The organism is Isoptericola sediminis (genome assembly GCF_013085345.1).
GTDB classification, from domain to species: domain Bacteria; phylum Actinomycetota; class Actinomycetes; order Actinomycetales; family Cellulomonadaceae; genus Isoptericola; species Isoptericola sediminis.
In genome coordinates this window covers 80,360-105,357 of the sequence record NZ_JABFAJ010000005.1, presented here as the reverse complement: position 1 = coordinate 105,357, position 24,998 = coordinate 80,360, and the positions used below count along the sequence as shown (strand labels likewise).

Annotated in this window: 22 protein-coding genes and 3 pseudogenes; 14 read left to right on the top strand and 11 right to left on the bottom strand. The window is 71.4% G+C overall.

Going from position 1 to position 24,998, the window contains the following annotated elements; genetic code table 11:
• A partial coding sequence (locus HLI28_RS03285; RefSeq protein WP_281357595.1) for a polymorphic toxin-type HINT domain-containing protein occupies window positions 1-1,439 on the top strand: 1,439 nt, incomplete at its 5' end.
• Window positions 1,439-1,840, top strand: a complete 402-nt coding sequence (locus HLI28_RS03280; RefSeq protein WP_171246063.1) for a hypothetical protein — start codon at window positions 1,439-1,441, stop codon at window positions 1,838-1,840. The genes HLI28_RS03285 and HLI28_RS03280, both read left to right, overlap by 1 nt.
• A 93-nt stretch (window positions 1,841-1,933) precedes the next feature.
• On the opposite strand, the pseudogene HLI28_RS03275 reads toward HLI28_RS03280, so the two are convergent.
• The 4 genes and pseudogenes from HLI28_RS03275 to HLI28_RS03255 form a co-directional block, all read right to left on the bottom strand.
• Window positions 1,934-2,599: pseudogene (locus tag HLI28_RS03275) on the bottom strand (site-specific integrase); the annotation flags it as partial.
• A gap of 241 nt (window positions 2,600-2,840) precedes the next feature.
• A pseudogene (locus HLI28_RS16020) lies at window positions 2,841-3,233 on the bottom strand (tyrosine-type recombinase/integrase); the annotation flags it as partial.
• A complete protein-coding gene (locus tag HLI28_RS15870) occupies window positions 3,233-4,288 on the bottom strand; it encodes a replication initiator (RefSeq protein ID WP_343035611.1) in 1,056 nt (351 codons plus the stop codon). The gene HLI28_RS15870 and the pseudogene HLI28_RS16020, both read right to left, overlap by 1 nt.
• Window positions 4,289-4,530: 242 nt before the next feature.
• Window positions 4,531-5,238, bottom strand: coding sequence for a LutC/YkgG family protein (locus tag HLI28_RS03255; RefSeq protein WP_171246062.1), 708 nt, complete (start codon window positions 5,236-5,238; stop codon window positions 4,531-4,533).
• Window positions 5,239-5,283: 45 nt separating this feature from the next.
• Between HLI28_RS03255 and HLI28_RS15730 the strand changes: the two are divergent.
• A pseudogene (locus tag HLI28_RS15730) lies at window positions 5,284-5,424 on the top strand (RHS repeat-associated core domain-containing protein); the annotation flags it as partial.
• A gap of 9 nt (window positions 5,425-5,433) precedes the next feature.
• Window positions 5,434-6,756, top strand: coding sequence for a polymorphic toxin-type HINT domain-containing protein (locus HLI28_RS03250; RefSeq protein ID WP_343035613.1), 1,323 nt, complete (start codon window positions 5,434-5,436; stop codon window positions 6,754-6,756).
• A gap of 584 nt (window positions 6,757-7,340) precedes the next feature.
• Here HLI28_RS03250 and HLI28_RS03245 read toward each other — a convergent pair.
• Genes HLI28_RS03245 through HLI28_RS03235 form a run of 3 tightly spaced genes read right to left on the bottom strand, consistent with a single transcriptional unit; the run spans window position 7,341 to window position 10,410 of the window.
• Window positions 7,341-8,069, bottom strand: a complete 729-nt coding sequence (locus HLI28_RS03245; protein WP_171246061.1) for a LutC/YkgG family protein — start codon at window positions 8,067-8,069, stop codon at window positions 7,341-7,343.
• A complete protein-coding gene (locus tag HLI28_RS03240; RefSeq protein ID WP_171246060.1) occupies window positions 8,066-9,616 on the bottom strand; it encodes a LutB/LldF family L-lactate oxidation iron-sulfur protein in 1,551 nt (516 codons plus the stop codon). Before HLI28_RS03240 ends, HLI28_RS03245 begins: the two co-directional genes overlap by 4 nt.
• Complete coding sequence (locus HLI28_RS03235; protein ID WP_171246059.1) at window positions 9,613-10,410, bottom strand: heterodisulfide reductase-related iron-sulfur binding cluster; 798 nt, start codon at window positions 10,408-10,410, stop codon at window positions 9,613-9,615. Before HLI28_RS03235 ends, HLI28_RS03240 begins: the two co-directional genes overlap by 4 nt.
• Window positions 10,411-10,490: 80 nt before the next feature.
• On the opposite strand from HLI28_RS03235, the gene HLI28_RS03230 reads away from it, so the two are divergent.
• On the top strand, window positions 10,491-11,204 hold the full coding sequence (locus HLI28_RS03230) for an FCD domain-containing protein (protein WP_171246058.1): 714 nt from the start codon (window positions 10,491-10,493) through the stop codon (window positions 11,202-11,204).
• On the opposite strand, the gene HLI28_RS03225 is transcribed toward HLI28_RS03230, so the two are convergent.
• Window positions 11,201-12,421, bottom strand: coding sequence for an AGE family epimerase/isomerase (locus tag HLI28_RS03225; protein ID WP_171246057.1), 1,221 nt, complete (start codon window positions 12,419-12,421; stop codon window positions 11,201-11,203). The genes HLI28_RS03230 and HLI28_RS03225 overlap by 4 nt on opposite strands.
• Before the next feature lie 172 nt (window positions 12,422-12,593).
• On the opposite strand from HLI28_RS03225, the gene HLI28_RS03220 reads away from it, so the two are divergent.
• The 3 genes from HLI28_RS03220 to HLI28_RS03210 all read left to right on the top strand — a co-directional run bounded on the left by HLI28_RS03220 (window position 12,594) and on the right by HLI28_RS03210 (window position 15,280).
• Complete coding sequence (locus HLI28_RS03220) at window positions 12,594-13,250, top strand: GAP family protein (protein WP_171246056.1); 657 nt, start codon at window positions 12,594-12,596, stop codon at window positions 13,248-13,250.
• Window positions 13,251-13,314: 64 nt separating this feature from the next.
• Window positions 13,315-14,340: a beta-ketoacyl-ACP synthase III gene (locus tag HLI28_RS03215; protein WP_246246337.1), complete on the top strand. Its 1,026-nt coding sequence runs from the start codon at window positions 13,315-13,317 to the stop codon at window positions 14,338-14,340.
• 37 nt (window positions 14,341-14,377) lie between these two features.
• Window positions 14,378-15,280, top strand: coding sequence for an LLM class flavin-dependent oxidoreductase (locus HLI28_RS03210; RefSeq protein ID WP_171246055.1), 903 nt, complete (start codon window positions 14,378-14,380; stop codon window positions 15,278-15,280).
• Between the two features lie 36 nt (window positions 15,281-15,316).
• Here the strand turns inward: HLI28_RS03210 and HLI28_RS03205 are convergent, their stop codons facing one another.
• Complete coding sequence (locus HLI28_RS03205; RefSeq protein ID WP_171246054.1) at window positions 15,317-15,601, bottom strand: hypothetical protein; 285 nt, start codon at window positions 15,599-15,601, stop codon at window positions 15,317-15,319.
• A 132-nt stretch (window positions 15,602-15,733) separates the two neighbouring features.
• Between HLI28_RS03205 and HLI28_RS03200 the strand changes: the two genes are divergently transcribed.
• Together HLI28_RS03200 and HLI28_RS03195 are read left to right on the top strand one after the other, a co-directional pair.
• The gene (locus HLI28_RS03200; RefSeq protein ID WP_171246053.1) at window positions 15,734-16,615 is read left to right on the top strand and encodes a PfkB family carbohydrate kinase; all 882 of its coding nucleotides are present in this window, start codon (window positions 15,734-15,736) and stop codon (window positions 16,613-16,615) included.
• Window positions 16,612-17,241: a nucleoside/nucleotide kinase family protein gene (locus tag HLI28_RS03195; RefSeq protein ID WP_171246052.1), complete on the top strand. Its 630-nt coding sequence runs from the start codon at window positions 16,612-16,614 to the stop codon at window positions 17,239-17,241. The genes HLI28_RS03200 and HLI28_RS03195 overlap by 4 nt, the downstream gene beginning before the upstream one ends.
• Before the next feature lie 7 nt (window positions 17,242-17,248).
• On the opposite strand, the gene HLI28_RS03190 is transcribed toward HLI28_RS03195, so the two are convergent.
• Together HLI28_RS03190 and HLI28_RS03185 are read right to left on the bottom strand one after the other, a co-directional pair.
• Window positions 17,249-18,853 (bottom strand): MFS transporter, encoded by a 1,605-nt coding sequence (locus HLI28_RS03190; RefSeq protein ID WP_171246051.1) that lies wholly within the window; start codon window positions 18,851-18,853, stop codon window positions 17,249-17,251.
• Between the two features lie 44 nt (window positions 18,854-18,897).
• Entirely contained in the window at window positions 18,898-19,371 is a 474-nt protein-coding gene (locus tag HLI28_RS03185; protein ID WP_171246050.1) for an Lrp/AsnC family transcriptional regulator, read from the bottom strand.
• Between the two features lie 262 nt (window positions 19,372-19,633).
• Between HLI28_RS03185 and pdhA the strand changes: the two genes are divergently transcribed.
• From pdhA to HLI28_RS03165, 4 genes are read left to right on the top strand one after another with little or no spacing between them, the layout of a single operon-like run.
• Window positions 19,634-20,977 carry a pyruvate dehydrogenase (acetyl-transferring) E1 component subunit alpha gene (gene pdhA, locus HLI28_RS03180; RefSeq protein WP_171246049.1) on the top strand — a complete coding sequence of 448 codons (1,344 nt, stop codon included), beginning with the start codon at window positions 19,634-19,636 and terminating at the stop codon, window positions 20,975-20,977.
• Window positions 20,974-22,002 (top strand): alpha-ketoacid dehydrogenase subunit beta, encoded by a 1,029-nt coding sequence (locus tag HLI28_RS03175; protein ID WP_171246048.1) that lies wholly within the window; start codon window positions 20,974-20,976, stop codon window positions 22,000-22,002. Before pdhA ends, HLI28_RS03175 begins: the two co-directional genes overlap by 4 nt.
• A complete protein-coding gene (locus HLI28_RS03170; RefSeq protein ID WP_171246047.1) occupies window positions 21,999-23,390 on the top strand; it encodes a dihydrolipoamide acetyltransferase family protein in 1,392 nt (463 codons plus the stop codon). Before HLI28_RS03175 ends, HLI28_RS03170 begins: the two co-directional genes overlap by 4 nt.
• The gene (locus tag HLI28_RS03165) at window positions 23,387-24,994 is read left to right on the top strand and encodes a carboxyl transferase domain-containing protein (RefSeq protein WP_171246046.1); all 1,608 of its coding nucleotides are present in this window, start codon (window positions 23,387-23,389) and stop codon (window positions 24,992-24,994) included. The genes HLI28_RS03170 and HLI28_RS03165 overlap by 4 nt, the downstream gene beginning before the upstream one ends.
• Window positions 24,995-24,998: the final 4 nt, after the last annotated feature.

Here is a 24,998-nt window from a genome sequence, read left to right as displayed (position 1 = left end):
TGGGCCGGTTCATCTCGGTGGATCCGGTGATGAACCTGGCCGATCCGGAGCAGTGGCACGGCTACGCCTACGCCAACAACAACCCCGTGACCTTCGCGGACGCGTCCGGGATGCTGGTGCTCCCGCCGTTGCTGGACGGTGCGTATGTTCCGCACAACTCGAGCAGCCCTCTCGCGGGTCGTCAGGTCGCGCGGGACAGGACCGGCTACGGGTGGACCGTGAAGGTCCCGCCCGTCGATGACTCCACCGACGATGACGCCGACGACAATTTCGTCAAGGAGTTCGCCGAGGGTGCGGCCGACTACGGCGCCGAGGTTGTCGACGGCATGGTCGAGCTGGCCAAGACCCAGTGGAACTATCTGACCGAGTGCCTGAACGGTAGTGCCTGGCGAGGAGACTGCGGGAACTTCTTCGATTTCAACAAGCAACTGTTCTCCGGGCTCAACCCGCTGACGGCCCTCGATGGTCTCGTCAGCGAGTTCAAGAATCTCGAGGAACTGTTCAACTCCGGACGTACCGCCTACGCGTTGGGGCGCCTGTCGGCGATCGTGCTGGAGACGCTCGTCAGCAAGGGCGGTGGCAAGGCGGCCTTGCTGGCCATCAAGGCGCTGAAGAAGGTCCCAGACGCCCCTAGTTGCAACAGTTTCGCCCCGGGAACCCTCGTCCTCCTCGCGGACGGTACCTGGAAAGCGATCGAGGACGTCGAACTCGGCGACGTAGTCCTGGCGGCTGACGAGAAGACAGGTGAGACGACCGAGGGCCGGGAAGTCACGCGCTTGATCCGCGGTGAGGGCGCCAAGACCCTGGTCACGATCACCGTCAACGACACGGACGGTGAGTCCCAAGAGATCGTCGCAACCGACGAGCATCCATTCTGGGCTCCCGACCTGCAGGAGTGGGTCGACGCCATCGACCTCAAGGCCGGGTCCTGGCTCCAGACCGCAGCCGGCACCTGGGTCCAGGTCGCATCCGTTGACGTGCGCCACGAGCGTGCAGCCGTCTACAACCTTACGGTAGACATAGACCACACGTACTATGTGCTGGCGGGGGCCACGCCGGTCCTCGTGCACAACTGCAATAATGCGGCGACTCATGACGTCGGGAACGTTGTCGATAATCTCGATGACAATGTCTACTTCCATTACACGAGTGAGGGAGGGCACAGTGGGATTTTGGCCGATGACGGCAGTCTCAGGATTGGCGCCAACTCCGCCGGAAAGGTCCATGTGACCCAGGAAATTGGAAGCCCGGCAGAGATCGAGCAGAACATCTTCATTCGTAACCCGATGTATGCAGGAAAGGCTGACTACATGTTCGCCTTCCGAATGCCTGAAGGTGTCGAGCTTGGGCCGGGATCTCAGCCAAATGAGCTGATTACGAGAGGCTCGTTGAAGATCCCGGCGGGGAATGTTCTCTTCCACGGAAAGAACCCCTTCTGATGTCAGAACTGGTCGAGTTCGACAACTTTGCCCAGGTGGAGATGCTGCTCCGTGCCGGTATGGAGCTCAAATTTGAGCTCTCCGATGACACGGACGTGCTCAACGGGAGTCCGGTCTATGCGTCGGCACTGAATCGCCTTCGCGAAGGTCTGATCTCGGGATTGCGTTCGAGCTCAACGCCAGGACGAGCGCAGAAACAGGCTGACTGGTATCGACTCTCGCAGCACCAGCATCGCTGGCGGATCATTGCACACAGAGCTGCTATGCATCCGCGTTGGCGAGACCTAACCGAGGCCGAAATGCGGCACTGGGTCGAAACGCTCGCAGCGCCACTCACAGTGGATGATAGGGCGTTGGAAGCAATCAAGGCGGCAGTCGAAAAGATGCTTGATGGTGACTGACGAATATTCTCACCAATAGCTCAGTAGAGGCCCCACCGGATCTATTTCCGGTGGGGCCTCTGGAGCGTCTGACGGCAGTAGTTGACGGCAACGTCAGCGGACAGGTGCGGCACAGAGGGGCGGTTCGTCGCCGTCGTCTTCGGGCTTGCCGGTGATCTCGGCGGGGTTGCGGAGGGCGTGGCCGAGGAGGTCGATGGCGTCGCGCTGGAGGCGGAGCCGGACGTGGGCGTACACGGTGGCGGTGACGCCGATGTGGGCGTGACCCAACAGCTCCTTGATCACCACGAGCTCCACTCCTTGCTCCAGGAGGAGGGTGGCCGCCGAGTGTCGGAGATCGTGGAACCGGATTCGGCGGAGTCCGGCCTGGCCGAGCTGGGTGTTGAAGTGCCGGGTGAGGGTGGCCCCTTCGATCGGGGCACCGTCGGGACGAGTGAATACGTAGCCGCTGTCCTTCCAGGCTGTCCCCGCTGCCTCGCGTTCCGTGCGCTGCCGGTCGCGGTGCTGTTCGAGGGAACGCTGGCACGGCGTGGGCAGGGCGATGCGGCGTTCGGAGCTCTTGGTCTTGGTGGGGAGGGCGGTCAGGCCGTTGGAGGTGGTGCGTTGGAGGGTGCGGCGGACGCTGGCGGTTCCGCCGGTGAGGTCGAGGTCTTCCCAGCGAAGGCCGAGGAGTTCGCCCTTGCGGAGCCCTGTGTGGAGGGCGAGTTCGAACAGGGCGTGGAGCCGGTGTCCGCGCACGGCGGCAAGGAAATGGCGGGCTTCGTCGGCGGTGAGGGGTTCGAAGCGGCGGGGGCGGTGCGGACGTTGCGGGCGACGTTGCGCGGGATCTCCTCTTCCGTACCGCGTGCTCCAGGGCGGACTTGAGGACGGAGTGCACGTAGGACAAGGTCAGCGGCGAGAGCCGCTTGGAGCAGCACTTTCCGACAGCGCAGCAGAGGGGCTCGTCGCGGGCGGTGTCGAGGCCGCGGGTGCAGCACTGGCAGGTGGTGCGGAGCTGGTTGAGCCAGGTGCGTACGTCCTTGGCGGTGAGCTTGGCGAGCTTCTTCCGTCCGAGGCCGGGGATGAGATAGAGCCGGGTGACGGCGGTGTAGCGGGTGTGGGTGTTCTCGCGGAGCTGGTAGACGGCGACAGCGTCGAGCCAGTACGTCAGGTACGCGGCCACGCTGCCCTGCGCAGACGGGACGGGGACGCCACGGTTGCTGGCGGCGATCTTCTCCGTGAGCTTCGCCGGGGCTTCCTTGCGGGTGGTGCCGTAGACGCGGACGCGTTTGCGGGTGTTGCCAGGTGCGAGGACGTATCCGGCGGCTTCCCAGCGGCTGTCCTTGCGCTGGTAGACAGTCCCGTCGCCATTGGCGCGGACGCGGCGGGAGGCGGGGGTTTCGCGGGGTGCGGTCATCAGGCGGCGTCCTGTTCGAGTCTGGCGTGGATGAAGTCGGTGAGGGCTTGGGTGGGGATGCGGCGGGCGCGGCCGAGGGTGATCGAGGCAAGCTGGCCGGAGTGGATCAGGTCGTAGACGGCGGAGCGACCGAGCTGGAGGCGGACCATGACCTGGGGCATCGTCAGCAGATCCATCACCGGGGCCGCCTCCGTACTGAGGACGGTGGGCGGGGGCGAGATCATCAGCAGACCCCTGAACTGCCGTTCCATTTCCTTGCGGTGCCGCACGTCGGTCGTGGGGAGACTCGCGCCGGGGCCGTAGCCCGCACCGAGGTAGTCCCAGCGATCGACGACGAGAGTGGTCGTCGGGTCGGACTCGGGCAGGCCGGCGTGGGCACGGGCCTGTTCTGTGCGCCATGCGCGGGGGCCCCGGAAATCGAGCATGTGCGCCCACTTCCAGAGCTTGAGATCGGCGAACTCCGGCAGCCTGCCGAGCTCCCAGCAGGTGCGGATCATCTGTCGGACGTGGCGTGCGACGGCGAGAGGGTGCAGCAGCCGTGCCTGGCCTGTGCCGTCGCAGGCGGTGCACGGGAGCGGGGTTCCGTGGGGCAGGAGGGTGGCGCCGCGTCCCTGGCAGGGGCGGCAGAACAGGGCACGGTCGAGGGCTCCGGAGGCGTCGGCGGACTTGGTGGCGTACTTCGCCACGTATGCGACCACGGTCTGCTTGGTGAATTCGGCGTCGGTGCCGAAGGCCGTGGTCTCGGATAGGTCGAGCCGCTGGCCCCAGGCGAGTTCGCGTTCCCCGGTCGCGTCCGAGGTGACGGTGACTTGGACTCGGTTGGCGGCGGCGCGTGCGGCATCGGTGAGCTTGGCGACGGTGGCGTACGGCGGCGGGGGCTGACTGGTGCCGTCGGGGCCGTCGAGTCTGATGATGGCGTGGAAGTGGACCCGGCCGCGCTGCTGGTACTCGGCGCCTCGGCGAAGGAGACCCGCAGGACCGCGTGGGCGGCTTTCTGGGGTCATGCCGAGCCGGGCGACGATCTCGCGGCGCAGGTAGATGGTGAAGCGTCCCACAAGGTTCCGGCGTGGGCGTTGAAGAGGACCGCGTAGTCGTGCAGCGAGTGCCTCGTCTGGCTTCTAGTTGGGGCGGGGTGCTGCTCATGTGTTCCGTTGACCTGGTGTCCATACTTTCCGACCTATGTCGCGCAGGTCGATGGTTCCCTTCTTGCAGGCTTTGGGGTGCCACAAATCCTCATTGCCGCTGAGGTGCATGTAGATGCGACCTGAGACAAACGAGACGCTGAGGTAGTGGCTATTCATGAGCACAGCCTTGTGAGCAGGACGTGCAGGGTGCGGGGGCCGTGGACGCCCTCGACGCGGTCGAGCTCGATGTCGCTGGTGGCGCTGGGTCCGGAGATCCAGGTCTGCGGCCGTTCGGGGTGGTCGGCCAGGCGGCGGACCATCTCGGGCACGGTCTGGACGACCTGGTCGGTCCGCACCACGCACAGGTGGACGTCGGGCACCAGGGAGATCGCCCGGCGGCCTTGGTCGGGCTCGCCGTCGAGGACGATGGTGCCGGTCTCGGAGCAGGCGACCCGGGCGGCGGTGAGCACGGCGGCGACCTCGTCCAGGTCGAGCGCGGTCATCGGTGCGTCGGGGGAGTCCCGCTGCACGACGACGTCGCTCGGCAGGGCCTCGAGCCACCCGGGCTTGAGACCGGGCGGCACGACGACGGACGGCGCGTCGCCCGAGGCCGGTGTCAGGTCGGCGACCAGTCGCGTCACCTCCGCGGGCAGCTCGTCCGCGGTGACCCGGTGGACGTGGGCCCGGTAGTCCTCCAGGCGGTCAACGAGCTGCTCGACCACGGCCTCCGACCCGGGCGCGTCGTCCCCGGCGGTCCGGTACTCCCGCGGCACGTCCACGGCGTCGGGCGCCGTGCCGACGCGACCGGCCGGCGTCGTACCCGCGCCGGCCTCGCCGAGCGCGGCCCGGATCCGCTGCAGCACGTCCTCGCGCGCGCTCATCGTTCACCCTCCGTGGATCGAGTGTCTTGATCCGATGCGGCCACCGGGCTGGTGCTGCTCGGTGCCCGGTACTACGACCCGATGCTGGGCCGGTTCATCTCGGTGGATCCGGTGATGAACCTGGCCGATCCAGAGCAGTGGCACGGCTACGCCTACGCCAACAACAACCCCGTGACCTCCGCGGACGCCTCCGGGATGCTGGTGCTCCCGCCCTTGCTGGACGGCGCCTATGTTCCGCACAACTCCAGCAGCCCCCTCGCAGGTCGAGGGGTCGCGCGGGACAGGACCGGCTTCACGGGGACCCCCCCGTTCAAACTGCCGCCCGTCGCCAGGCCCTCGGACAACGACAGCGATGACAACTTCGTCAAGGAGTTCGCCGAGGGTGCGGCCGACTATGGCGCCGAGGTTGTCGACGGCATGGTCGAGTTGGCCAAGGCCGAGTGGCATTACCTGAATGAATGCATGAGTAGCAATTGGTTGAGAGGGTGCGCTGCCTTCGCCGACTTCAATAAGATGCTGATCCAGGGCGATCCTCTGATGCTCGTGAACGGCCTTATCGATGAGTTTAAGAGCCTCCAGGAACTATTCAACTCTGGCCGAACCGCATACGCCTTGGGGCGCTTGTCCGCGATCGTGCTCGAGGCGCTCGCCCTCAAGGGTGCTGCCAAGGCCGCGCTTGTCACTGTTAAGGCGCTCAAGCTCACCGGTTGCAAGCCTGGTAACAGTTTTGCGCCAGGCACACTGATCCTCCTAGCTGACGGCACGTTGAAAGCGATCGAGGACATCGATCTTGGCGATGAAGTGCTCGCCGCCGACGAGGAGACCGGGGAGAAGACCGAGGGGCGGGAAGTGACTCGCCTGATCATTGGCGAGGGAGACAGGACCCTGGTCACGATCACCGTTCAGGACAGGGACGGGCAGTCCCAAGAGATCGTCGCGACGGACGGACATCCGTTCTGGGTTCCGGACCTGCGGGAGTGGGTCGATGCGGTCGACCTGGATGCTGGCTCTTGGCTCCAGACCGCCGCCGGTACCTGGATCCAGGTTACGGCGATCGATGTCCAACGTGAGCGCGCGGTCGTTCACAACCTGACCGTCGACGTTGACCACACGTACTATGTGCAGGCCGGGAGCGTTCCGCTACTCGTCCACAATTGTGGTTCAGCGAACGGTGGGAAGTATGGTGACCTTAAGCCTTCGGGGGCAGGGAAGGAGGTTAACCACATACCGGCCAAGGCGGCCAGTCCTCTAACGCCTTACAGTGGTCCAGCAATTCGAATGGACTATGCCGACCATCGCGCAGTTTACAGTACCGGACCGTCCCTCGCGTCTCAGGCGTGGCGAACGAGACAGAAGGAACTAATAGATTCTGGCGATTTCCGCGGAGCCATGCAAATGGATGTGGACGACATTCGCGCTCGCTTCGGGAGTAAGTATGACGACGCGATCGCAGAAATGTGGTCCAGCCTCAGTTCCAATAAGGCTCTGCAGGCATGGGAAGCCAATCAGAAATCGTAGCGACGTGACCAAAGAGGTGGATGCCTTATGTTTTCGGACTGGAAAGTCGAACTATTCGATTGCGGCGCTCTTGTGCAGGATCATGATCAAGTAAGCCTTGCAGGCGGGGCTGAGCGTCGCTGGAATCGTTACGTTGAGCTCGCTGACTCGGTGACGGGGCGTGAGGGGCCGGACGGCGTTGCCGCGATCGTCTCCTCCCTCAGGGCCCAAGAGGACTACGGGGCATACCAGGCGGCGTATGCCGCATTGGACCGATTCCCTCATCCAGATCTCGGCAGGGGAGTTGCTTTAGCGTCTAGGGACCTCCTCTCCATTCCAGCGGATAACAGTGGCAATGTCCTGCTAATTCTGGCGCGGGCGGGATCAGATGCCGTGGATAGTTTCAACGAGGCTATGCACTCGGTTGGCGCAGTTTTGCGGCACGATGTGCGCGCTCTAGTGGAGTTCCATGAGTCTGAAGAGTGGCTTTCTGGTAATGACGTCCGCGGCGTCCTCCTGGCTTCACGGGGGTAGCAGGAAAGCGTTATGTTCGAGGCCCTCCAATCGGTCGCGCATTGCACCAATAGCGCTGGGCTGGATAATAGTCAATTGTCATCAATCCCTGTGGCATCGTCAATTGTAGGTAGGAAAACGTGCAGGGTGCGCGGGCCGTGGACGCCTTCGACGCGGTCGAGCTCGATGTCGCTGGTGGCGCTGGGTCCGGAGATCCAGGTCTGCGGCCGTTCGGGGTGGTCGGCCAGGCGGCGGACCATCTCGGGCACGGTCTGGACGACCTGGTCGGTCCGCACCACGCACAGGTGGACGTCGGGCACCAGGGAGATCGCCCGGCGGCCTTGGTCGGGCTCGCCGTCGAGGACGATGGTGCCGGTCTCGGAGCAGGCGACCCGCGCGGCGGTGAGCACGGCGGACATCTCGTCGAGCTGCACAGCCGTCATCGGTGCGTCGGGGGAGTCCCGGTGCACGACGACGTCGCTCGGCAGGGCGTCGAGCCACCGAGGCTCGAGACCGGGCGGCACGACGACGCTCGGCCGAGCACCGGAGACCGGTGCCAGCTCGCCGACCAGCCGCGCCACCACCGCAGGAAGCTCGTCCGCCGTGACCCGGTGGACGTGGGCCCGGTAGTCCTCCAGGCGGTCCACTAGCTGCTCGACGACGGCCTCCGACCCAGGTGCGTCGTCCCCGGCGGTCCGGTACTCCCGCGGCACCTCGACGGCCGCCGGCGCCGTGCCGACGCGACCGGCCGGCGTCGTGCCCGCTCCGGGCTGCCCGAGCGCGGCCCGGATCCGTTGCAGCACGTCCTCGCGCGCGCTCATCGCTCGCCCCCGTCCTTCTCGTGCTCGGCCATCCACCGGCGGAACGTCTGCTGCGGCGGCACGGGCAGGTCCCGCGACCGGGTCCACGCGGACGCCGGCGGCGGCGCCTTCGAGACGACGCCGTCGCGTCCGCCCACGACGTGCCCGAGCGTGGCGGCGCGACCCGCGAGGCCGAACCGGTCGCCGTCGGACATCACCCAGGAGGCCGCCTTCATCGCCGCGCGCCACGGGTCGACGGCACGGCCGCGGTCGGCGTCGACCTCGCGGGCCCGCAGGTCCACGAGGATCGAGGGGATGTCGATCTTCACCGGGCACACGTCGTAGCAGGCGCCGCACAGCGTCGAGGCGTAGGGCAGCGACGCGTTGACGTCGTCCGCGCCGGACATCCCGCCGGACGACGCCGTGAGCTGCGGGGTGAGGATCGCCCCGATGGGCCCGGGGTACACCGAGCCGTAGGCGTGCCCGCCGACCCGCTCGTACACCGGGCACACGTTGAGGCACGCCGAGCAGCGGATGCAGTGCAGGGCCGAGCGGCCCACCTCGTCGGCCAGCACGTCGGTGCGGCCGTTGTCGAGGAGCACCAGGTGGAACTCCTGGGGCCCGTCGCCCGGGGTGACGCCCGTCCACAGGGAGGTGTACGGGTTCATGCGCTCGCCGGTGGACGACCGCGGCAGCAGCTGGAGGAACACCTCGAGGTCCTCGTACGTCGGGATCAGCTTCTCGATGCCCATCACCGTCACGAGCGTCTCGGGCAGCGTGAGGCACATGCGGCCGTTGCCCTCGGACTCGACGACGGCGAGGGTGCCGGTGTCCGCGACGCCGAAGTTCGCGCCACTCACCGCCACCTTCGCCGAGAGGAACTTGCGCCGCAGGTGCGCCCGCGCCGCCATCGCGAGCTCGCGCGGCACGTCGGACAGGTCCTCGGGGGCGTCGCCCATGCGCCGGCGGAAGATGTCGCGGATCTCGGCCCGGTTGCGGTGGATCGCCGGCACGAGGATGTGCGACGGCATGTCGTCGGCGAGCTGGACGATGAGCTCGGCGAGGTCCGTCTCGATCGCGGCGATGCCCTCGGCCGCCAGGTGCTCGTTGAGGCCGATCTCCTGGGTGGCCATCGACTTGACCTTGACGACCTCGTCGGCCCCCTGGGCCCGCGCGATCTCGGTGACGATGCGGTTGGCCTCGGCGGCGTCCCGCGCCCAGTGCACGACGCCGCCGCGTGCGGTGACGTTCTCCTCGAGCCGGGCCAGCAGGTCGGGCAGGTTCGCCATCACCTGCTCCTTGATCGCCGAGCCGGTGTCACGCAGCGCCTCCCAGTCCGGCACCTCGCCGACGACGGACGCGCGCTTGGCGCGGATGGTCCGGGTGGCGTGGCCGAGTTTGCGGCGGAGCTGGTCGTCCTGCAGCGTCTGCTTCGCCGCCGCCGGGAAGGGTTCGCCCCAGCGCAGCGGCTCGTCGGGGTGCGGGACCGGGCCGAACGGGTCGGAGCCCTCGGGCGCCGCGTCGTCGGACCGGCGCCGGATGCCCGGGATGCCGAGGAACGTGCTCATCGGGTGACCTCCGTGGCGCCCGCGCGGACGCGGGGCAGCGGGGTCGGTTCCTCCCGGGTGGAGGCGAGGATCTCCGCGAGGTGCAGCGTCCCGATGCCGGCACGCTGCCGGGAGAGCCCGCCGCCGATGTGCATCAGGCAGGACGTGTCCCCGGCGGTGACGACGGCGGCCCCCGTGCCGCGGACGTTCGCGGTCTTGTCCGCCAGCATCGCGGCCGAGGTGTCGGCGTTCTTCAGGGCGAACGTGCCCCCGAACCCGCAGCACGACTCGGCCGCGGGCAGCTCGACCAGGTCGATGCCCTCCACGGCGCGCAGCAGGCGCAGCGGCCGGTCGCCGACGCGGAGCATGCGCAGCGAGTGGCAGGTCGGGTGGTAGGTGACGCGGTGCGGGAACCAGGCGCCGACGTCGGTGACCCCGAGCAGGTCGACCAGCAGCTCGGACAGCTCGTAGGTCCGCGCGGCCACCGCCTCCGCGGTGGCGGCGAGGTCGTCGAGCCCGGCCCGGCGGCAGACCATCGCCTGCTGGTGGCGCACCGACCCGGTGCACGAGCCGGAGGGGATGACGACGGCGTCCCACGCGCCGTCGGCCACCGGGGCGAACGTCTCGACGTGGTTGCGCACGACCGGGACGGCCTCCTCGACGTAGCCGGTGTTGATGTGCATCTGGCCGCAGCACGCCTGGCCGCGGGGGAAGACGACGTCGTGGCCGAGCCGTTCGAGCAGGCGCACGGTGGCGCGAGGGGCGCCGGGGAACAGGGTGTCCGCGAGGCAGGTCGCGGCCAGGGCGATGCGCACGGTCCGGCTCCTTCTGCGGGGTGCTGACGGGTCGTGACCATGATGCCACGTGTGGTCAGACCAGCGACTAGGATCGGACCGTGCGCACCCACGAGAAGGTCCTGGCCCGCATCGAGTCCGACCTGGCCGCCGGGCGCTGGGCGCTCGGCGAGCGGCTCCCGGCCGAGCGGGCGCTCGCCGAGGAGCTCCAGGTCTCCCGCCCCTCGGTGCGTGAAGCGATCCGGATCCTCGAGGCCATGGGCATGATCCGCACCGCCGTCGGCTCCGGGCCGGACGCCGGGGCGACCGTCATCGACCGGCCCGCCGCCGGGCTCGGTGCGGCGGTCCGCCTGCACGTGGCCTCCGGGACCCTGCCGGTGCACGACGTCGTTGCCACCCGCGCGACGTTGGAGACCTGGGCGGTGCGCGAGGCGGCCGCCCGTGGCGGCGAGGACGACGGCTGGGCGGCGGAGGCGACACGGCTCCTCGAGGCCATGGAGGTGCCGGGCCTGGGCGTGGAGGAGTTCGTCCGGCTCGACCAGGACTTCCACCTCGTCCTCGTGCGGCTCGCCGGCAACCAGCTCGTCGAGGCGATCCTGGCGGGGCTGCGCAGCGCCGTCGCGTCGTACGTGGCCCGCGGTGTGCAGCAGCTGCCGGCCTGGCCCGCCACGGCCGACCGCCTCTGCGGCGAGCACCGGGAGATCCTCGACGCCGTGATCGCCGGTGACGCCGACCGTGCCGAGCGCGAGACGCGTGAGCACATCTGGGGCTTCTACCGGGAGACCGGGCTCGCGGGCGACGCCTCCGCCTCCTAGGACTCGAGGCGGGCGGACTCCGCGAACGACCCGCTCAGCGGGAGGTCCGGCACCAGCAGCGCCTGGACGGCGTGGTAGATGTCCGGCTTGCCGTCCCAGACCGTCGCCGACGGCTGGTCGTGGGCGTCGAGCTCGTGGTGCCACGACCCGCGGTCGGTGTCGACGAACCGCCGGCGCAGCAGCCCCCACCAGCTCGCGGCGAGCTCGCCGTAGCGGGACTCACCGGTCACCATGGCCAGCACCTCCGCGGCGGCGACGGCCTCCGCCGCCACCCAGTGGAACCGGCGGCGCTCGACGGGCGTCCCGGACCAGTCGACCGTGTAGACGAACCCGCGGCCGTCGAAGCCGTCCGCCAGGGCCCGGTCGAAGAGCCGGAGGGCGACCTCCGTGCGTCGTCCGGGGTGTCCCGTGGCGACGTCCAGCTGCAGCATCAGGCGGGCCCACTCGAAACTGTGGCCGGGGGTGGAGCCGTAGGGCTTGAAGGGGTCGCGCGGGCGGTCGGCGTTGAGCTCGAGGTCGGGGGTCCAGTCGGCGGTGAAGTGCTCCGGGACGCGCCACCGGGTCGCCTCGGCCCACGCGGCGACCCGGTCGGTGACGCGCACCGCCCGCTCCAGCCACCCGGGGTCCTCGGTCGCGTCGGCGGCGGCGAGCATCGCCTCGACGCCGTGCATGTTCGCGTTGATGCCCCGGTACGTCGACAGCACCGTCCAGCTCCGGTCCCACTCGTCCACGAGCAGCCCGGCGCCGTCGTCCCAGAAACGGCGGTCCAGCACGTCGAGCGCGTCGTCGAGCAGCGCGGCGGCTCCCGGGCGGCCGGCCTGGACCCCGGAGGAGGCGGCGAGGACGACGAACGCGTGGGCGTAGGCGGCCTTGGTGCCGTCCAGGGCGTCCCCGGGCCCGACGGAGGCGAACCAGCCCCCGTGCTCGGCGTCGTGGAGCGGGCCGGACAGCCCGCTGAGCGCGCGGTCGGCGAGGGTCCCGCAGCCGGGGACGTCGAGCAGCTCGCCCAGCGCGTAGGTGTGGGCCATCCGCGCGGTGATCCACGTCTGTGCCGGTCGTGAGGGGTCGGGACGTCCGCGGGCGTCGAGCCAGCGGGCACCCGAACCGTCGGGGAGGGAGGGGGCGCCGAAGGCGAGCAGGCGCCGCACCTCGGCGGCCCGCCACGGGCGTCCGTCCGGGTCGTCGACGTGATCGGCGGGTGCGGCGTCGTCGGTCACGGGTCGGTCCTCTCGGTCGGTCCGTGCCGCCGCGGCGACGGCTCGCTGTCCCCAACCTAGGACACCGGCCACCGGGCCGCCCACGCCCAGAGCCTGCGGCGCGTTGCCGACCCGCCCCACGGAACCGCCGTGCGCCGAGCGGCAGGTGACCGGCTGCTGGCAGGATGGGGCCGTGCTGCTCAAGGTGCTCGCGGTCGTCGTCCCGCTCGCGCTGGTCGGCGCCGTCAGCCCGATGATGCTGAGCGAGCAGACCTTCCTCCTCTCCGGCCGGGACGGACGGCGGGTCGCTGCGCGCTACGCCCTGGGCGTCGTCCTGACGCTGCTGGTCATCCTGTCCGCACTGGTGCTCTTCGGGCGTTCGCTCGCACTGCCGAAGGAGCCGACCCTGAGCGCCTCGCTCGACATCGTCCTCGGCTCGCTGCTGGTGCTCCTCGCCGCCGCCCTCGAGGTCCGCCGTCGCCGGCACCGGCCGACGGAGGCCCGGAGCCGCGCACTGGGTCCCGGCGCCGCCTTCGGTTTCGGCGTGTTCTCCATGGCGACGAACTTCACGACCATGGCTGTCCTCGTCCCGGCCGCCAAGGAGATCGCCGCCGGTGATCTCGAGGTCGTCGGTCGTGTCGTGGCGATCCTCGTCGTGGTCGTGGTGGCGTCCCTGCCGGCCTGGTTGCCCCTCGTCCTGACGCTGGTGGCGCCCGGGCCTGCCGGCCGGGGGCTGAAGGCCTTGGCGGACTTCGTCGCGAAGCGGGGCGCACAGCTGACGGTCGTCCTGGTGGCGGGGCTCGGGCTGTTCCTCGTCGGACGTGGCCTCGTCCACGTTCTCGGCGGCTGAGCCCGACGTCTCGCACTCCGGCCCCCGGGCGGAGGGCCGGGTCCGGCATGCCATGATCGGTGTCATGCTCTCGCTGCCTGCCGGCGCAGCCGGCTCCCGGATCGTCGGCCTCGGTCACCACCAGCCCGCCCGGGTGATGACCAACGACGACGTCGCCGAGCTCGTCGAGACGAACGACGAGTGGATCCGCTCGCGCACCGGCATCATCACCCGCCACGTCGCCGCCGACGACGTCACGGTCGCGGACATGGCCACCGCCGCGGCGGAGCACGCACTCACCGACGCGGGGGTCGCGAACGACGACGTCGACCTGGTGATCGTGGCCACGACGACCGCGATGGACCGGTCGCCGAACACTGCCGGCCGCGTGGCCTACGCCTTGCGCACCGGTGTCCAGCCCGGGGCGAGCACGCCCGAGGGCGAGGAGGAGCCGGACCTGCGGGGCGTCGTCGGGCCGGGCGTCATCGACGTCAACACCGCCTGCTCGGGTTTCGCCTACGCCGTGGGTCTGGCCGACCAGGCCATCCGCACGGGCAGCGCCCGGACCGCCGTCGTGGTCGGGTCGGAGAAGCTGACCGCGGTCACCGACTGGTTTGACCGGTCGACCTGCATCCTCACCGCCGACGGGGCCGGGGCCGCCGTGCTCCAGGCCGCGGACTCCCCGGGTGTCGGGCAGGTCGTGTGGGGGTCCGAGCCGGAGATCACGCCGGCGGTGCGCATCGAGGCACCGGCGGAGCGGTTCGCCCAGGACGGCCGTGCGGTGTTCAAGTGGGCCATCACCCGGGCCGCCGAGCGGGCCCGCCGCGTCGTGGAGGCGTCGGGGCTGACGCTGGACGACGTCGAGGTCCTGGTCGCCCACCAGGCCAACCTGCGCATCATCGAGCCGCTGGCCAAGTCCCTCGGACTCGAGGACCGGGTCGTGGTCAGCGACATCACCGAGTCCGGCAACACCTCGGCGGCGTCGATCCCGCTGGGGCTGTCCAAGTGGTGGCACGACGGCCGGATCCCGGCGGGCGTGCCCGCGCTGCTGTTCGGGTTCGGCGGCGGGTTCACCTGGGCCGGCCAGGTGGTGACCACCCCGCAGCGGTGAGCACGCCAGGAGAGACGCAGCACCCCGGAGGCTCGGCATGACGGACTACGGACACGAGATCGTCGTCGGGGCGTTCATCACGCCGTCGAACGCCGATCCGCAGGGCCCGGTCCGCCTCGCCCGGACCGCCGAGTCCGCCGGGCTGGACCTCGTCACCTTCCAGGACCACCCCTACCAGCCGCGGTTCCTCGACACCTGGACGCTGATCTCCTACGCCGCGGCCGTCACGGAACGGATCCACCTGGCGGGCAACGTCCTCAACCTGCCGCTGCGCCAGCCCGCCGTGCTCGCCCGGTCCGTGGCGAGCCTGGACCTGCTCAGCAGCGGACGTGTCGACCTGGCCCTCGGCGCCGGCGGGTTCTGGGACGCGATCGCGGCGATGGGCGGGGCGCGGCTCACCCCCGGCGAGTCCGTGACCGCGTTGAGCGAGGCGATCGAGATCGTCCGGGGCATCTGGGACGCCGGTGAGCGGACGCCCCTGCGCGTCGAGGGGGAGCACCACCGCGTCGCCGGGGCCAAGCGGGGCCCGGCACCCGCGCACGACGTGCCGATCTGGGTCGGTGCCACCAAGCCACGCATGCTGCGTCTGGTCGCCCGGCAGGCCGACGGCTGGCTGCCCTCGTACGGCTACCTGCAGGACGACGGCCTGGCCCGGGGCAACACGATCATCGACGAGACCGCCGAGGAGGTCGGACGGCACCCGGCCGAGATCCGGCGGCTGCTCAACGTCGGCGGCGAGGTCACCGCCGACCGGCGCGGGTTCCTGCAGGGGCCGGTCGACCAGTGGGTCGAGGAGCTGGCCGGTCTTGCCCTGACCCACGGCGTCGGGACGTTCGTCGTGGCGACCGACGACCCGCGCATGCTCGAGGTGCTCGGCGAAGAGATCGCGCCCGCGCTCCGCGAGCTGGTGGCCCGGGAACGGACGACCGGCACCGCCTGACGGCTCCGGACCGGCGGGACCGTCCGCGACGGCGGGTCAGGCCGGTCCGACGGCACCCACGACGGCGGAGAACAGCACGGCTGCGAGGACGCCGAGACCGAGCAGCGCGCCCGCCAGCCCGCGTCCCACGCCCGGGTGCCCGTCGCGGTCGGCGACGTGGCTGCCGATCGATCCGAGCGCGAGGGCCGCCAGTCCCAGGGGTGCCGCCAGCCAGTCCCCGACGACCGGGACCAGGGCGCAGGGCAGGCCGGCGATCCCCAGCGCGAGCGACCACTCCACGGCGCGGGGTGCGTGCGCGCGAGCGGGTCCGTCGTCGTGCATCGCGCCTCCCCGACTGCCTGCTGCCCGCAGGAACCCGGCCGGTCCGGCGCGGTGATCTCGATCCTGCTCGTGCGTCGATCCTACTCGCCGGGTGCTCCCGCCCACAGGGCCGGTGCGTGCCAGGATGAGGCCATGCCTCTCGCCGACCACACGGGCACCTGCTGGTTCGTCGGGCTGACGACGCTCGACGTCGTGCACCGGGCCGCCGGCCGCCCGGACCGGGACGAGAAGGTCACGGCCTCGCGGCAGGACGTCGCGGCGGGCGGTCCGGCCGCCAACGCCGCCGTGACGGCGGCCGCGCTCGGGGCGCGCGCCGTGCTGGTCACCGCGCTCGGCGACAGCCCGGTGGCCCGTGCCGCCCGCACCGACCTGGAGACCCACGGGGTCGAGGTGCACGACGTCGTCGCGCCGGGCCAGGACTTCCCGCTCGCCGTGTCCGCGGTGCTGGTCGACGAGGCCACGGGGGAGCGGTCGGTCGTCTCGGCGGACGCGGCGCTCGCGGAGGCCCCGCCGCCGAGGTTCCTCGGCGACCTCCCGCACCCGGACGTCGTCCTGTTCGACGGTCACCACCCCGTGATCGCGGGTGCCGCCGTCGGGCACCTGGAGAACCGTGACCCGCGGCCCCGCGTGGTCCTCGACGCCGGCCGCTGGCGGCCCCTGTTCGCCGAGCTGCTGCCCGTGGCCGACGTGGCGGCGGTGTCCGCGCGGTTCGCGGTCCCCGGGCACGAGGACGTCACCGCCGGGGCGCACGCCCTCGGGGCGCGCGGGGTGGTGGTCACCCACGGCGACGGCCCGGTCGAGTGGTCCTCGGGCGACGACACCGGCACCGTCCCTGTCCCGGCGGTCGAGGCCCGGGACACCCTGGGGGCCGGCGACGCGTTCCACGGAGCCCTCGCCATGGCCCTCGCCGGCGGTGCCGCGCTGCCCGAGGCCTGCGCGACGGCGGTCGAGGTCGCCGGGACGCGGGTGCGGCACGTCGGCCCGCGGTCCTGGCTGGCCGAGGTCCGGCGATGAGGTGCACGACGGCGGAGCTCGTGGAACGGGCCCGGGCACTCGTCGTGCCGGGGGAGCGGGCGATCCTGGGGATCGTCGGGGCACCCGGGTCCGGCAAGTCGACGCTCGCTCAGCGGCTCGTCGAGACGCTCGGACCGGGCACCGCCGTCGGGGTCGGGATGGACGGGTTCCACCTGTCGGACGCGGTCCTGGCCGCGCACGGCAGCCGGGAGCGGAAGGGTGCGATCGACACCTTCGACGACGCCGGGTACGCCGCCCTGGTCGCGCGGCTCGCGGACGCCCGTCCCGGCGACCGGCCGATCTACGCGCCGGTGTTCCGGCGCGAGATCGAGGAGCCGGTCGCCGCGGGCGTCGAGGTGCCCGCCGAGATCCCGCTCGTGGTCACCGAGGGAAACTACCTGCTGGCCGGCACCGGGGCCTGGCCGGCCGCCCGGGCCCGCATGAGCGAGGTCTGGTACGTCGAGGTGGCCGAGGATCTGCGGCTGGCCCGGCTCGAGGAGCGGCACCGAGCGTTCGGCAAGAGCCCGGCCGACGCCGCCGTCTGGGCCCGCGGGTCGGACCAGGTCAACGCGGAGCTGATCGCCCGGACACGGGGTGCGGCGGACCTGGTGGCCGAGCTCGGCTGATCCCCCGTCAGGTGCGGTCCTCGGCGACCGTGACCGTCTCGCGGGGCCGGCGCTCCAGCGTGAGCGTGGCGCCCAGTCCCAGCAGGAGGAAGCCGCCCGCCACCCACGCGGACCAGCGGGTCCCCTGCGTGAGGGCAGCCCGCGCGTCGTCGGCGGCGGACGCCGTGGCCGGGTCCTGCTCCAGGCCGGCGATGGCGCCACCCGCGCTGTCCACCACGGCCGTCACGGTGGCTTCCCGGGCGGCGTCCGGGACGCCACGGTCCGCGAGCCGGGCGTCCAGGTCGGCCGCGGTGGTCGTGAACAGGATCGTGCCGAGGATGGCGATGCCGAGCGCTGACCCCACCTGACGTGCGGTGCTCTGGGTCCCGGAGGCGGCACCGGAGACGCGCACGGGGACGTCGGCGAGGACGACGCCCGTGAGCTGCGCGGTCGCCAGCCCGACCCCGAAGCCGTAGACGACGAGGAACGGCACGACGGTGACCCAGGTGGAGTCGGGACGGGCGACGGCCCCCAGACCCACGACACCGACGATCTCGGCGGCGATGCCGAGGCGCACCACCGGCACGGCACCGAACCGGACGGTCAGGGCCTGCGCCGCCCCGCTGGCCAGGAACGATCCGCCCGCGAGGCCCACGAGGATCCAGCCGGTCGCCAGGGCGTCGTAGCCGAGGACGTTCTGCAGCCAGATCGGCAGCGACAGCAGGATGCCGAACTCCCCGAGCGAGACGACGAGGGCGGCGACGTTGCCGTTGCGGAACGAGGCGATGCCGAACAGGTCCAGCGGGATCAGGGTCGGCAGGCCGTGGCGCGCCCGACGCAGACCGCGCCGGACGAACAGGACGCCGGCGGCGACGCCCACGGTGAGCGCGACCGGCACCGGGGACAGTCCGAGCGGCCACCAGTCGGCGGCGGCGTCGAGCGTCGTCCACCAGCCCAGCGATCGTCCCTCGATGAGCCCGAAGACGATCCCGCCGAAGGTCAGCACGGACAGCAGGGCCGCCACGAGGTCGGTGCCGCGCTGCTCGTCGGCCCGGGACTCCGTGACCACGAGGGCCGCGGCGACCAGGATGAGGACGCCCAGGGGGATGTTGATGCCGAACGCCCAGCGCCACGAGTAGTCGGTGGTGAGCCAACCGCCCAGCAGGGGCCCGACGGCGGCCATGCCGCCGATGGTCGAGCCCCAGACGGCGAAGGCGATGCCGCGCTCGCGGCCGCGGAAGGTCGCGTTGATGATCGACAGGGTCGTGGGCAGGATCATCGCGCCGCCGAGACCCTGGACCAGCCGGGCGCCGATGAGCACGCCGCCGGTGGGTGCGGTGGCCGCCAGCAACGACGACGCGGCGAAGACCGCGACACCCGCCATCATCATGCGGCGGCGGCCCCACCGGTCGGCGAGGACGCCGAGCACCAGCAGGAGGGAGGCGAACACGAGCGTGTAGGACTCCTGGACCCACTGCACCTGGGTCGAGTCGATCCCCAGGTCGGCCACGATCGACGGGATCGCCACGTTGACGATCGTCGAGTCGACGATGATGAGCGAGACGGCGACCGAGACGGTCACCAGCGCGAGCCAACGGCGGCGGTCTGCCACGGGTCCTCCAATACACAGCATGCTGAGTATTGGCGACTGTACTCCTCCGCCGTGACGAGCGGGACTCAGAGCTCGCGGCGGAGCTTCTCCACCAGCGGCTGCACCCGGTAGGGGATCAGCTCGCCCATGGCCAGGGACGTCTCGGTGCGCTCGACCCCCTCGATCTGCAGGATCGCGGCGTCGATGCGGAACAGGTGGTCGGTGTCCCGGCAGACCACGTGCACCCGCAGGTCGGCGGTGCCGCTGTGACCGTACGCCTGCACGATCTCCGGGATGCGGGCCAGGTGCTCGACGATCCGCACCAGGTCGCGCTGGTGCACCGTGATCTCGATGAAGGCCAGCAGCGGGTGGCCCAGCACGGCGGGGTCGATGCGCCGGTCGAAGTGGAGGAACGCGCCGGCGCCCTCCAGGCGCGCGAGCCGGGCGGCCACGGTGTTGCGGGAGATCCTCAGGCGCTGGGCGAGTGCGACCGTCGTCGCGCGGGGGTCGTCGGCGAGCGCCCGCAGCAGATCCAGGTCCACGGCATCGATGCTGTGCACGCGCGCCAGCCTAACGTCGGTCGGGCCGGAGGTGACGGCCCGGCAGGTCGTGCTCGTCGGATCTGCGCGGAATGGCCCTCCGCGACGCGAGATGGCGCACGGTCATCTCCTGGTTGCGCAGAACGTCCGGCGACGTCGTGGTCGATGAAGCACTCTGCTCAGTCGGCCGAGGGCTGGTGGTGCGGTGTGACGGAGCAGCGTTACCTTCGCCACAACGGCGCTCGACGACGAGCGACGACCCGATGCGAGGTGAGGCTCACCCATGCCCAGCACCACGGATCCGAGGACGAAGGACGACCTGTCACAAGCGGGTGAGTCGGCATCCTCGGCGGACACTGCCCACGGCGGCGCACGTGACCACGTGCCGGCCGGTTGGGTGCAGCGCGACACGGAGAACGGCGCGCGGCACCTGGACGCAACCCCGGACGACGGCGGCGTCGACCACACCCCCGTCCGTCTGATCGACCCGGACGGCACCCGGCACGAGGTCCCCGAGCTGGACCGTTGGCTCGACGACGTCGACGACGCCGCGATGCTGGGGCTGTACACCGACATGGTCGCCGCCCGCCGGATCGACACCGAGGCCACCGCCCTGCAGCGCCAGGGCCAGCTCGGCCTGTGGCCCCCGATGCTCGGCCAGGAGGCCGCGCAGATCGGGTCCAGCCGCGCGCTGCGCGAGGACGACTTCGTGTTCTCCAGCTACCGCGAGCAGGGCGTGGCGTACGTGCGGGGCATCGCCCCGACCGACCTGCTGCGCGTGTGGCGCGGTGCGGCCCCGTCCGGCTGGGACCCCTACGAGTACCGGATGGCCCCGATGCAGGTCATCATCGGCGCCCAGACGCTGCACGCCGTCGGTTACGCCGTCGGCCTGCTCCTCGAGACCGCCACGGCCGGCAGCGGTGCCCACGGCGGGATCGGCGTCTCCCGCCCGGATAGCGACGGACCGGACGCCCCCGAACGGACCTCCGCCACCATCTCGTACTTCGGTGACGGCGCGACCAGCCAGGGCGACGTGCACGAGGCGATGACCTTCGCCTCCACGTGGTCCGCCCCGACGGTCTTCTTCTGCCAGAACAACCAGTGGGCGATCTCCGAGCCCGTGGACCTGCAGTCCAAGGTGCCGCTGGTCGAACGGGCCCGCGGCTACGGCATGCCCGGCGTCCGGGTCGACGGCAACGACGTCCTGGCCGTCCTGGCCGTGACCCGCGAGGCGCTGCACCGCGCCCGCGCCGGCCTCGGACCGACCTTCATCGAGGCGGTCACCTACCGGATGGGCCCGCACACGACGGCCGACGACCCGACGCGCTACCGCGACCGGAGCGACCTCGAGGAATGGTCCGGCCGGGACCCGATCGCCCGGCTGGCCGCGCACCTGCGCGACCGCGGCGTCCTCGACGACGACGCCGAGGCGGCCGCCCAGCAGACCGCCGACGAGGTCGCCGCCACGATGCGCGCCGGCGTCTACGCGGTCGCCGACCCCGACTGGTCGACCGTGTTCGACCACGTCTACGCCGAGCCGCACGCTGTGCTCGACGCCGAGCGGGACGCCTACGGGCGCTACCTCGCCGGCTTCGCCGACAACGACACCCAGGAGGCCGCCCGATGAGCGACATGACCCTGGGCCAGGGCCTCAACACCGGGTTGCGGCAGTCCCTGGCCGACGACGACAAGGTCGTGCTCCTCGGTGAGGACATCGGCTCCCTCGGCGGCGTGTTCCGCGTGACCGACAAACTCCAGAGCGAGTTCGGCCCCCACCGCGTGATCGACACCCCGCTGGCCGAGTCCGGGATCCTCGGCACGGCCATCGGGATGGCGTGGCGCGGGTTCCGACCCGTCGTGGAGATCCAGTTCGACGGCTTCGTCCAGCCGGCCTGGGACCAGATCGTCAACCAGGTCGCCAAGATGCACGCCCGCACGGTCGGGCGCGTCACGATGCCGATCACCGTGCGCATCCCGGTGGCGGGCGGCATCGGCGCCGCCGAGCACCACTCGGAGTCGCCGGAGGCGTACTTCGTGCACACCGCCGGGCTGCGCGTCGTGTCGGTGTCGAACCCGCAGGACGCCTGCACCGTGCTGCGCCAGTCGATCGCGAGCGACGACCCGGTCATCTTCTTCGAGCCCAAGCGGCTCTACCACGTCAAGGGACCGGTCGAGGTGGAGCCGCTGGAGAGCGCTCTGCCCATGTCCCGCGCCCGGGTCGTCCGTCCCGGCCACGACGTCACCGTCGTCACGTGGGGCTCGCACGTGGCGGGCGCGCTGGACGCCGCCGAGGCGATGAAGGACGACGGCGTCTCCGTCGAGGTCGTCGACCTGCGCTCCCTGTCTCCCTGGGACTCCGAGACCGTGGTCGAGTCGGTGCGCCGCACCGGGCGGGTCGTCGTCGTGCACGAGGGCCCCCGCCAGGGCGGGGTCGGGGCGGACATCTGCTCCGTCGTCACCGAGCGGTGCTTCGCCGACCTGGCGATGCCGCCCGTGCGCGTGACCGGCCACGACGTGCCGTACCCGCCGGCGAAGGTCGAGGGCCACTACGTGCCCGACATGGACCGCGTGTGCTACGGCATCGACCAGGCACTCGGACGCGTCCCGTTCGAGACCTTCACCCCCGCGACGTCCACGGAGGTGGCCGCATGAGCACCCAGGAGATCTTCCGACTGCCGGACCTCGGCGAGGGACTCACCGAGTCCGAGATCGTCGAGTGGAAGGTGTCCGTGGGCGACACGGTGACGCTCAACCAGGCGCTCGCCGAGGTCGAGACGGCCAAGGCGATGGTGGAGATCCCGTCGCCGTTCGCCGGGACCGTGGCCGCGCTGCACGCCGAGGAGGGCGACATCGTCGAGGTCGGCGAGCCGCTGGTCACCTTCGGTGACGGCACCGGCGGGGACGGCGCGGGCGACGACGCCCCTGCCGAGGCCTCGGCCGAGGGCGTCGCGTCCGCACCGGAGCCGCCGCCCGAGTCGACGGCACCCGAGCCCACGGTCCCCGCGACGACGGCGGAGCCCGCTCCCGCGGCGAGCGCCACGACGAGCACCGCGGCGGAGTCGTCGGCGTCGTCGGCCTCGAACGGCTCCGTCGAGGAGTCCTCCGGGGCCAACCTCGTCGGCTACGGCACCCGTGCCGCCCGCAAGGGCAAGCCGACGCGCCGGCCCCGCAAGCCCGTCGACGCCCCGCCCGCGCCGGTGCGCAACGCCGGGCCGGCCGCCGCCCCGGCGGCCGCCCGGACGGCCGAGCACCGCGTGAAGGTGCGCAGCGTGCGCAAGCACACCGCGGCCGCGATGGTCGCCAGCGCCCGGGTGCCGCAGGCGACGGTCCACCTCACCTGCGACGTGACGGAGACGCTCGCCCTGGTCTCCCGGCTGCGCGAGCACCCTCGCACCCGGCACACCAAGGTCGGGCTGCTCACGGTCATCGCCCGTGCGGTCTGCGGGCTCGTCCCGCAGCACCCGGCGATCGTCACCCGCTGGGAGGAGAAGGACGGCGGCCAGGCCGAGCTCGTGCGGTCGCCGCACGTGAACCTCGGCATCGCGGTCGCGACCGACCGCGGACTCGTGGTCCCGCACATCCCGCACGCCGACGAGCTGTCGATGCTGGGGATGGCCCGCGCCCTGCGCGAGCTCGCCACCACCGCCCGCTCGGGCCGCACCCGTCCGGACCGCCTGACCGGCGGCACGATGACGCTGACCAACGTCGGGGTCTTCGGCGTCGACGCGGGAAGCCCGCTGCTCAACCCGGGCGAGTCGGCGATCCTCGGCATCGGGCAGGTCGCCCGTCGGCCGTGGGAGCACGAGGGCGAGGTCGCGCTGCGCGACGTCGTGACCTTCAGCCTCACCTTCGACCACCGCGTCGTCGACGGCGAGCAGGGCGCCCGGTTCCTCGCGGACCTGGGCGGGCTGCTCACCGACCCGGCGCTGGCGGTGCTGCTCGGTGGACGTGACGAGCCGGAGCAGGACGAGGCGGAGCAGGACGACGGCGCCGCGGGACGCAACGGCGCGGCCTCGTCCCGCCAGGCGGTGACCGTATGACCGTGCTGACGTCCGCCGTGGACCCGGCGGCCGAGGCCGCCCGGGCCAACGCCGACGCGCAGCGCGCCCTGGCCGACACCCTGCGGGAGCGCACGGCCGCGGCCGCGCGCGGCGGTCCCGAGCACGCCCGGGAGAAGCACGTCGGACGGGGCAAGCTGCTGCCGCGCGAACGGGTCGAGCGGCTGCTCGACCCGGGCAGCGCGTTCCTGGAGATCTCCCCGCTGGCGGCGTACGACCAGGACGACGGTGCCTGGCCGGGCGCCGGGGTGATCGGCGGCATCGGCCGGGTCGCCGGGCGGCAGGTGATGGTCGTGGCCAACGACCCCACCGTCAAGGGCGGCACGTACCACCCGCTGACGGTGAAGAAGCACCTGCGCGCCCAGGAGATCGCGCTGGAGAACCGCCTCCCCTGCGTCTACCTCGTGGACTCCGGCGGGGCGTTCCTGCCCCGCCAGGACGAGGTGTTCCCCGACCGGGACCACTTCGGGCGGATCTTCTACCACCAGGCCCGACTGTCGGCGGCGGGGATCCCGCAGCTGTCCGCCGTGCTCGGCTCCTGCACCGCCGGTGGCGCCTACGTGCCGGCGATGAGCGACGAGACGGTCATCGTGCGCGACCAGGGCACGATCTTCCTCGGCGGTCCGCCGCTGGTGAAGGCGGCCATCGGCGCCGAGGTGACCGCCGAGGAGCTCGGCGGCGGCGAGCTGCACGCCCGCCGCTCCGGCGTGGTCGACCACCTGGCCGACGACGACGAGCACGCCCTGGACATGCTGCGGGACATCGTGGCCACGCTGCCGCCCGACCCGGAGCCCGTCTGGGAGGTCGGGCCGACCGTGGAACCCGTCGGGGACCCGGCCGACCTGTACGCCGCCGTGCCGGTGGACGTCCAGCAGCCGTACGACCCGCGCGAGGTGATCTCCCGGATCGTGGACGGCAGCGAGCTCACCGAGTTCAAGCCGGAGTACGGCACGACGCTGGTGTGCGGGTTCGCCCGCATCCACGGGCACCCCGTCGGCGTCGTCGCCAACCACGGCGTGCTGCTCAGCGAGTCCGCGCTCAAGGGCGCGCACTTCGTCGAGCTGTGCGACCAGCGCGGCATCCCCCTGGTGTTCCTGCAGAACATCTCCGGGTTCATGGTCGGCCCCGACGCCGAGGCCGGCGGCATCGCCAAGGACGGCGCCAAGATGGTCACCGCCGTGGCGACCACGCGCGTGCCGAAGCTCACCGTCGTCGTCGGCGGCTCCTTCGGGGCCGGCAACTACGCCATGTGCGGGCGCGCCTACTCCCCGCGGTTCCTGTGGACGTGGCCTAACGCCCGGGTGTCCGTCATGGGCGGTGAGCAGGCCTCGGCGGTGCTGGCCACCGTCAAGCGCGACCAGCTCGCCGGCCGCGGCCAGGACTGGGACGCCGACGAGGAGGCCGCGTTCCGGCGCGGCATCCGCGACACCTACGAGGCCGCCGGCGACCCGTACCACGCCACGTCCCGCCTGTGGGACGACGGCATCATCGACCCGACCGACACCCGCCGGGTGCTCGGCATGGCGCTCGCGACCTGCGCGCGCACCCCGCTGCCCGAGCCCTCCTTCGGGCTCTTCCGGATGTGAGGCC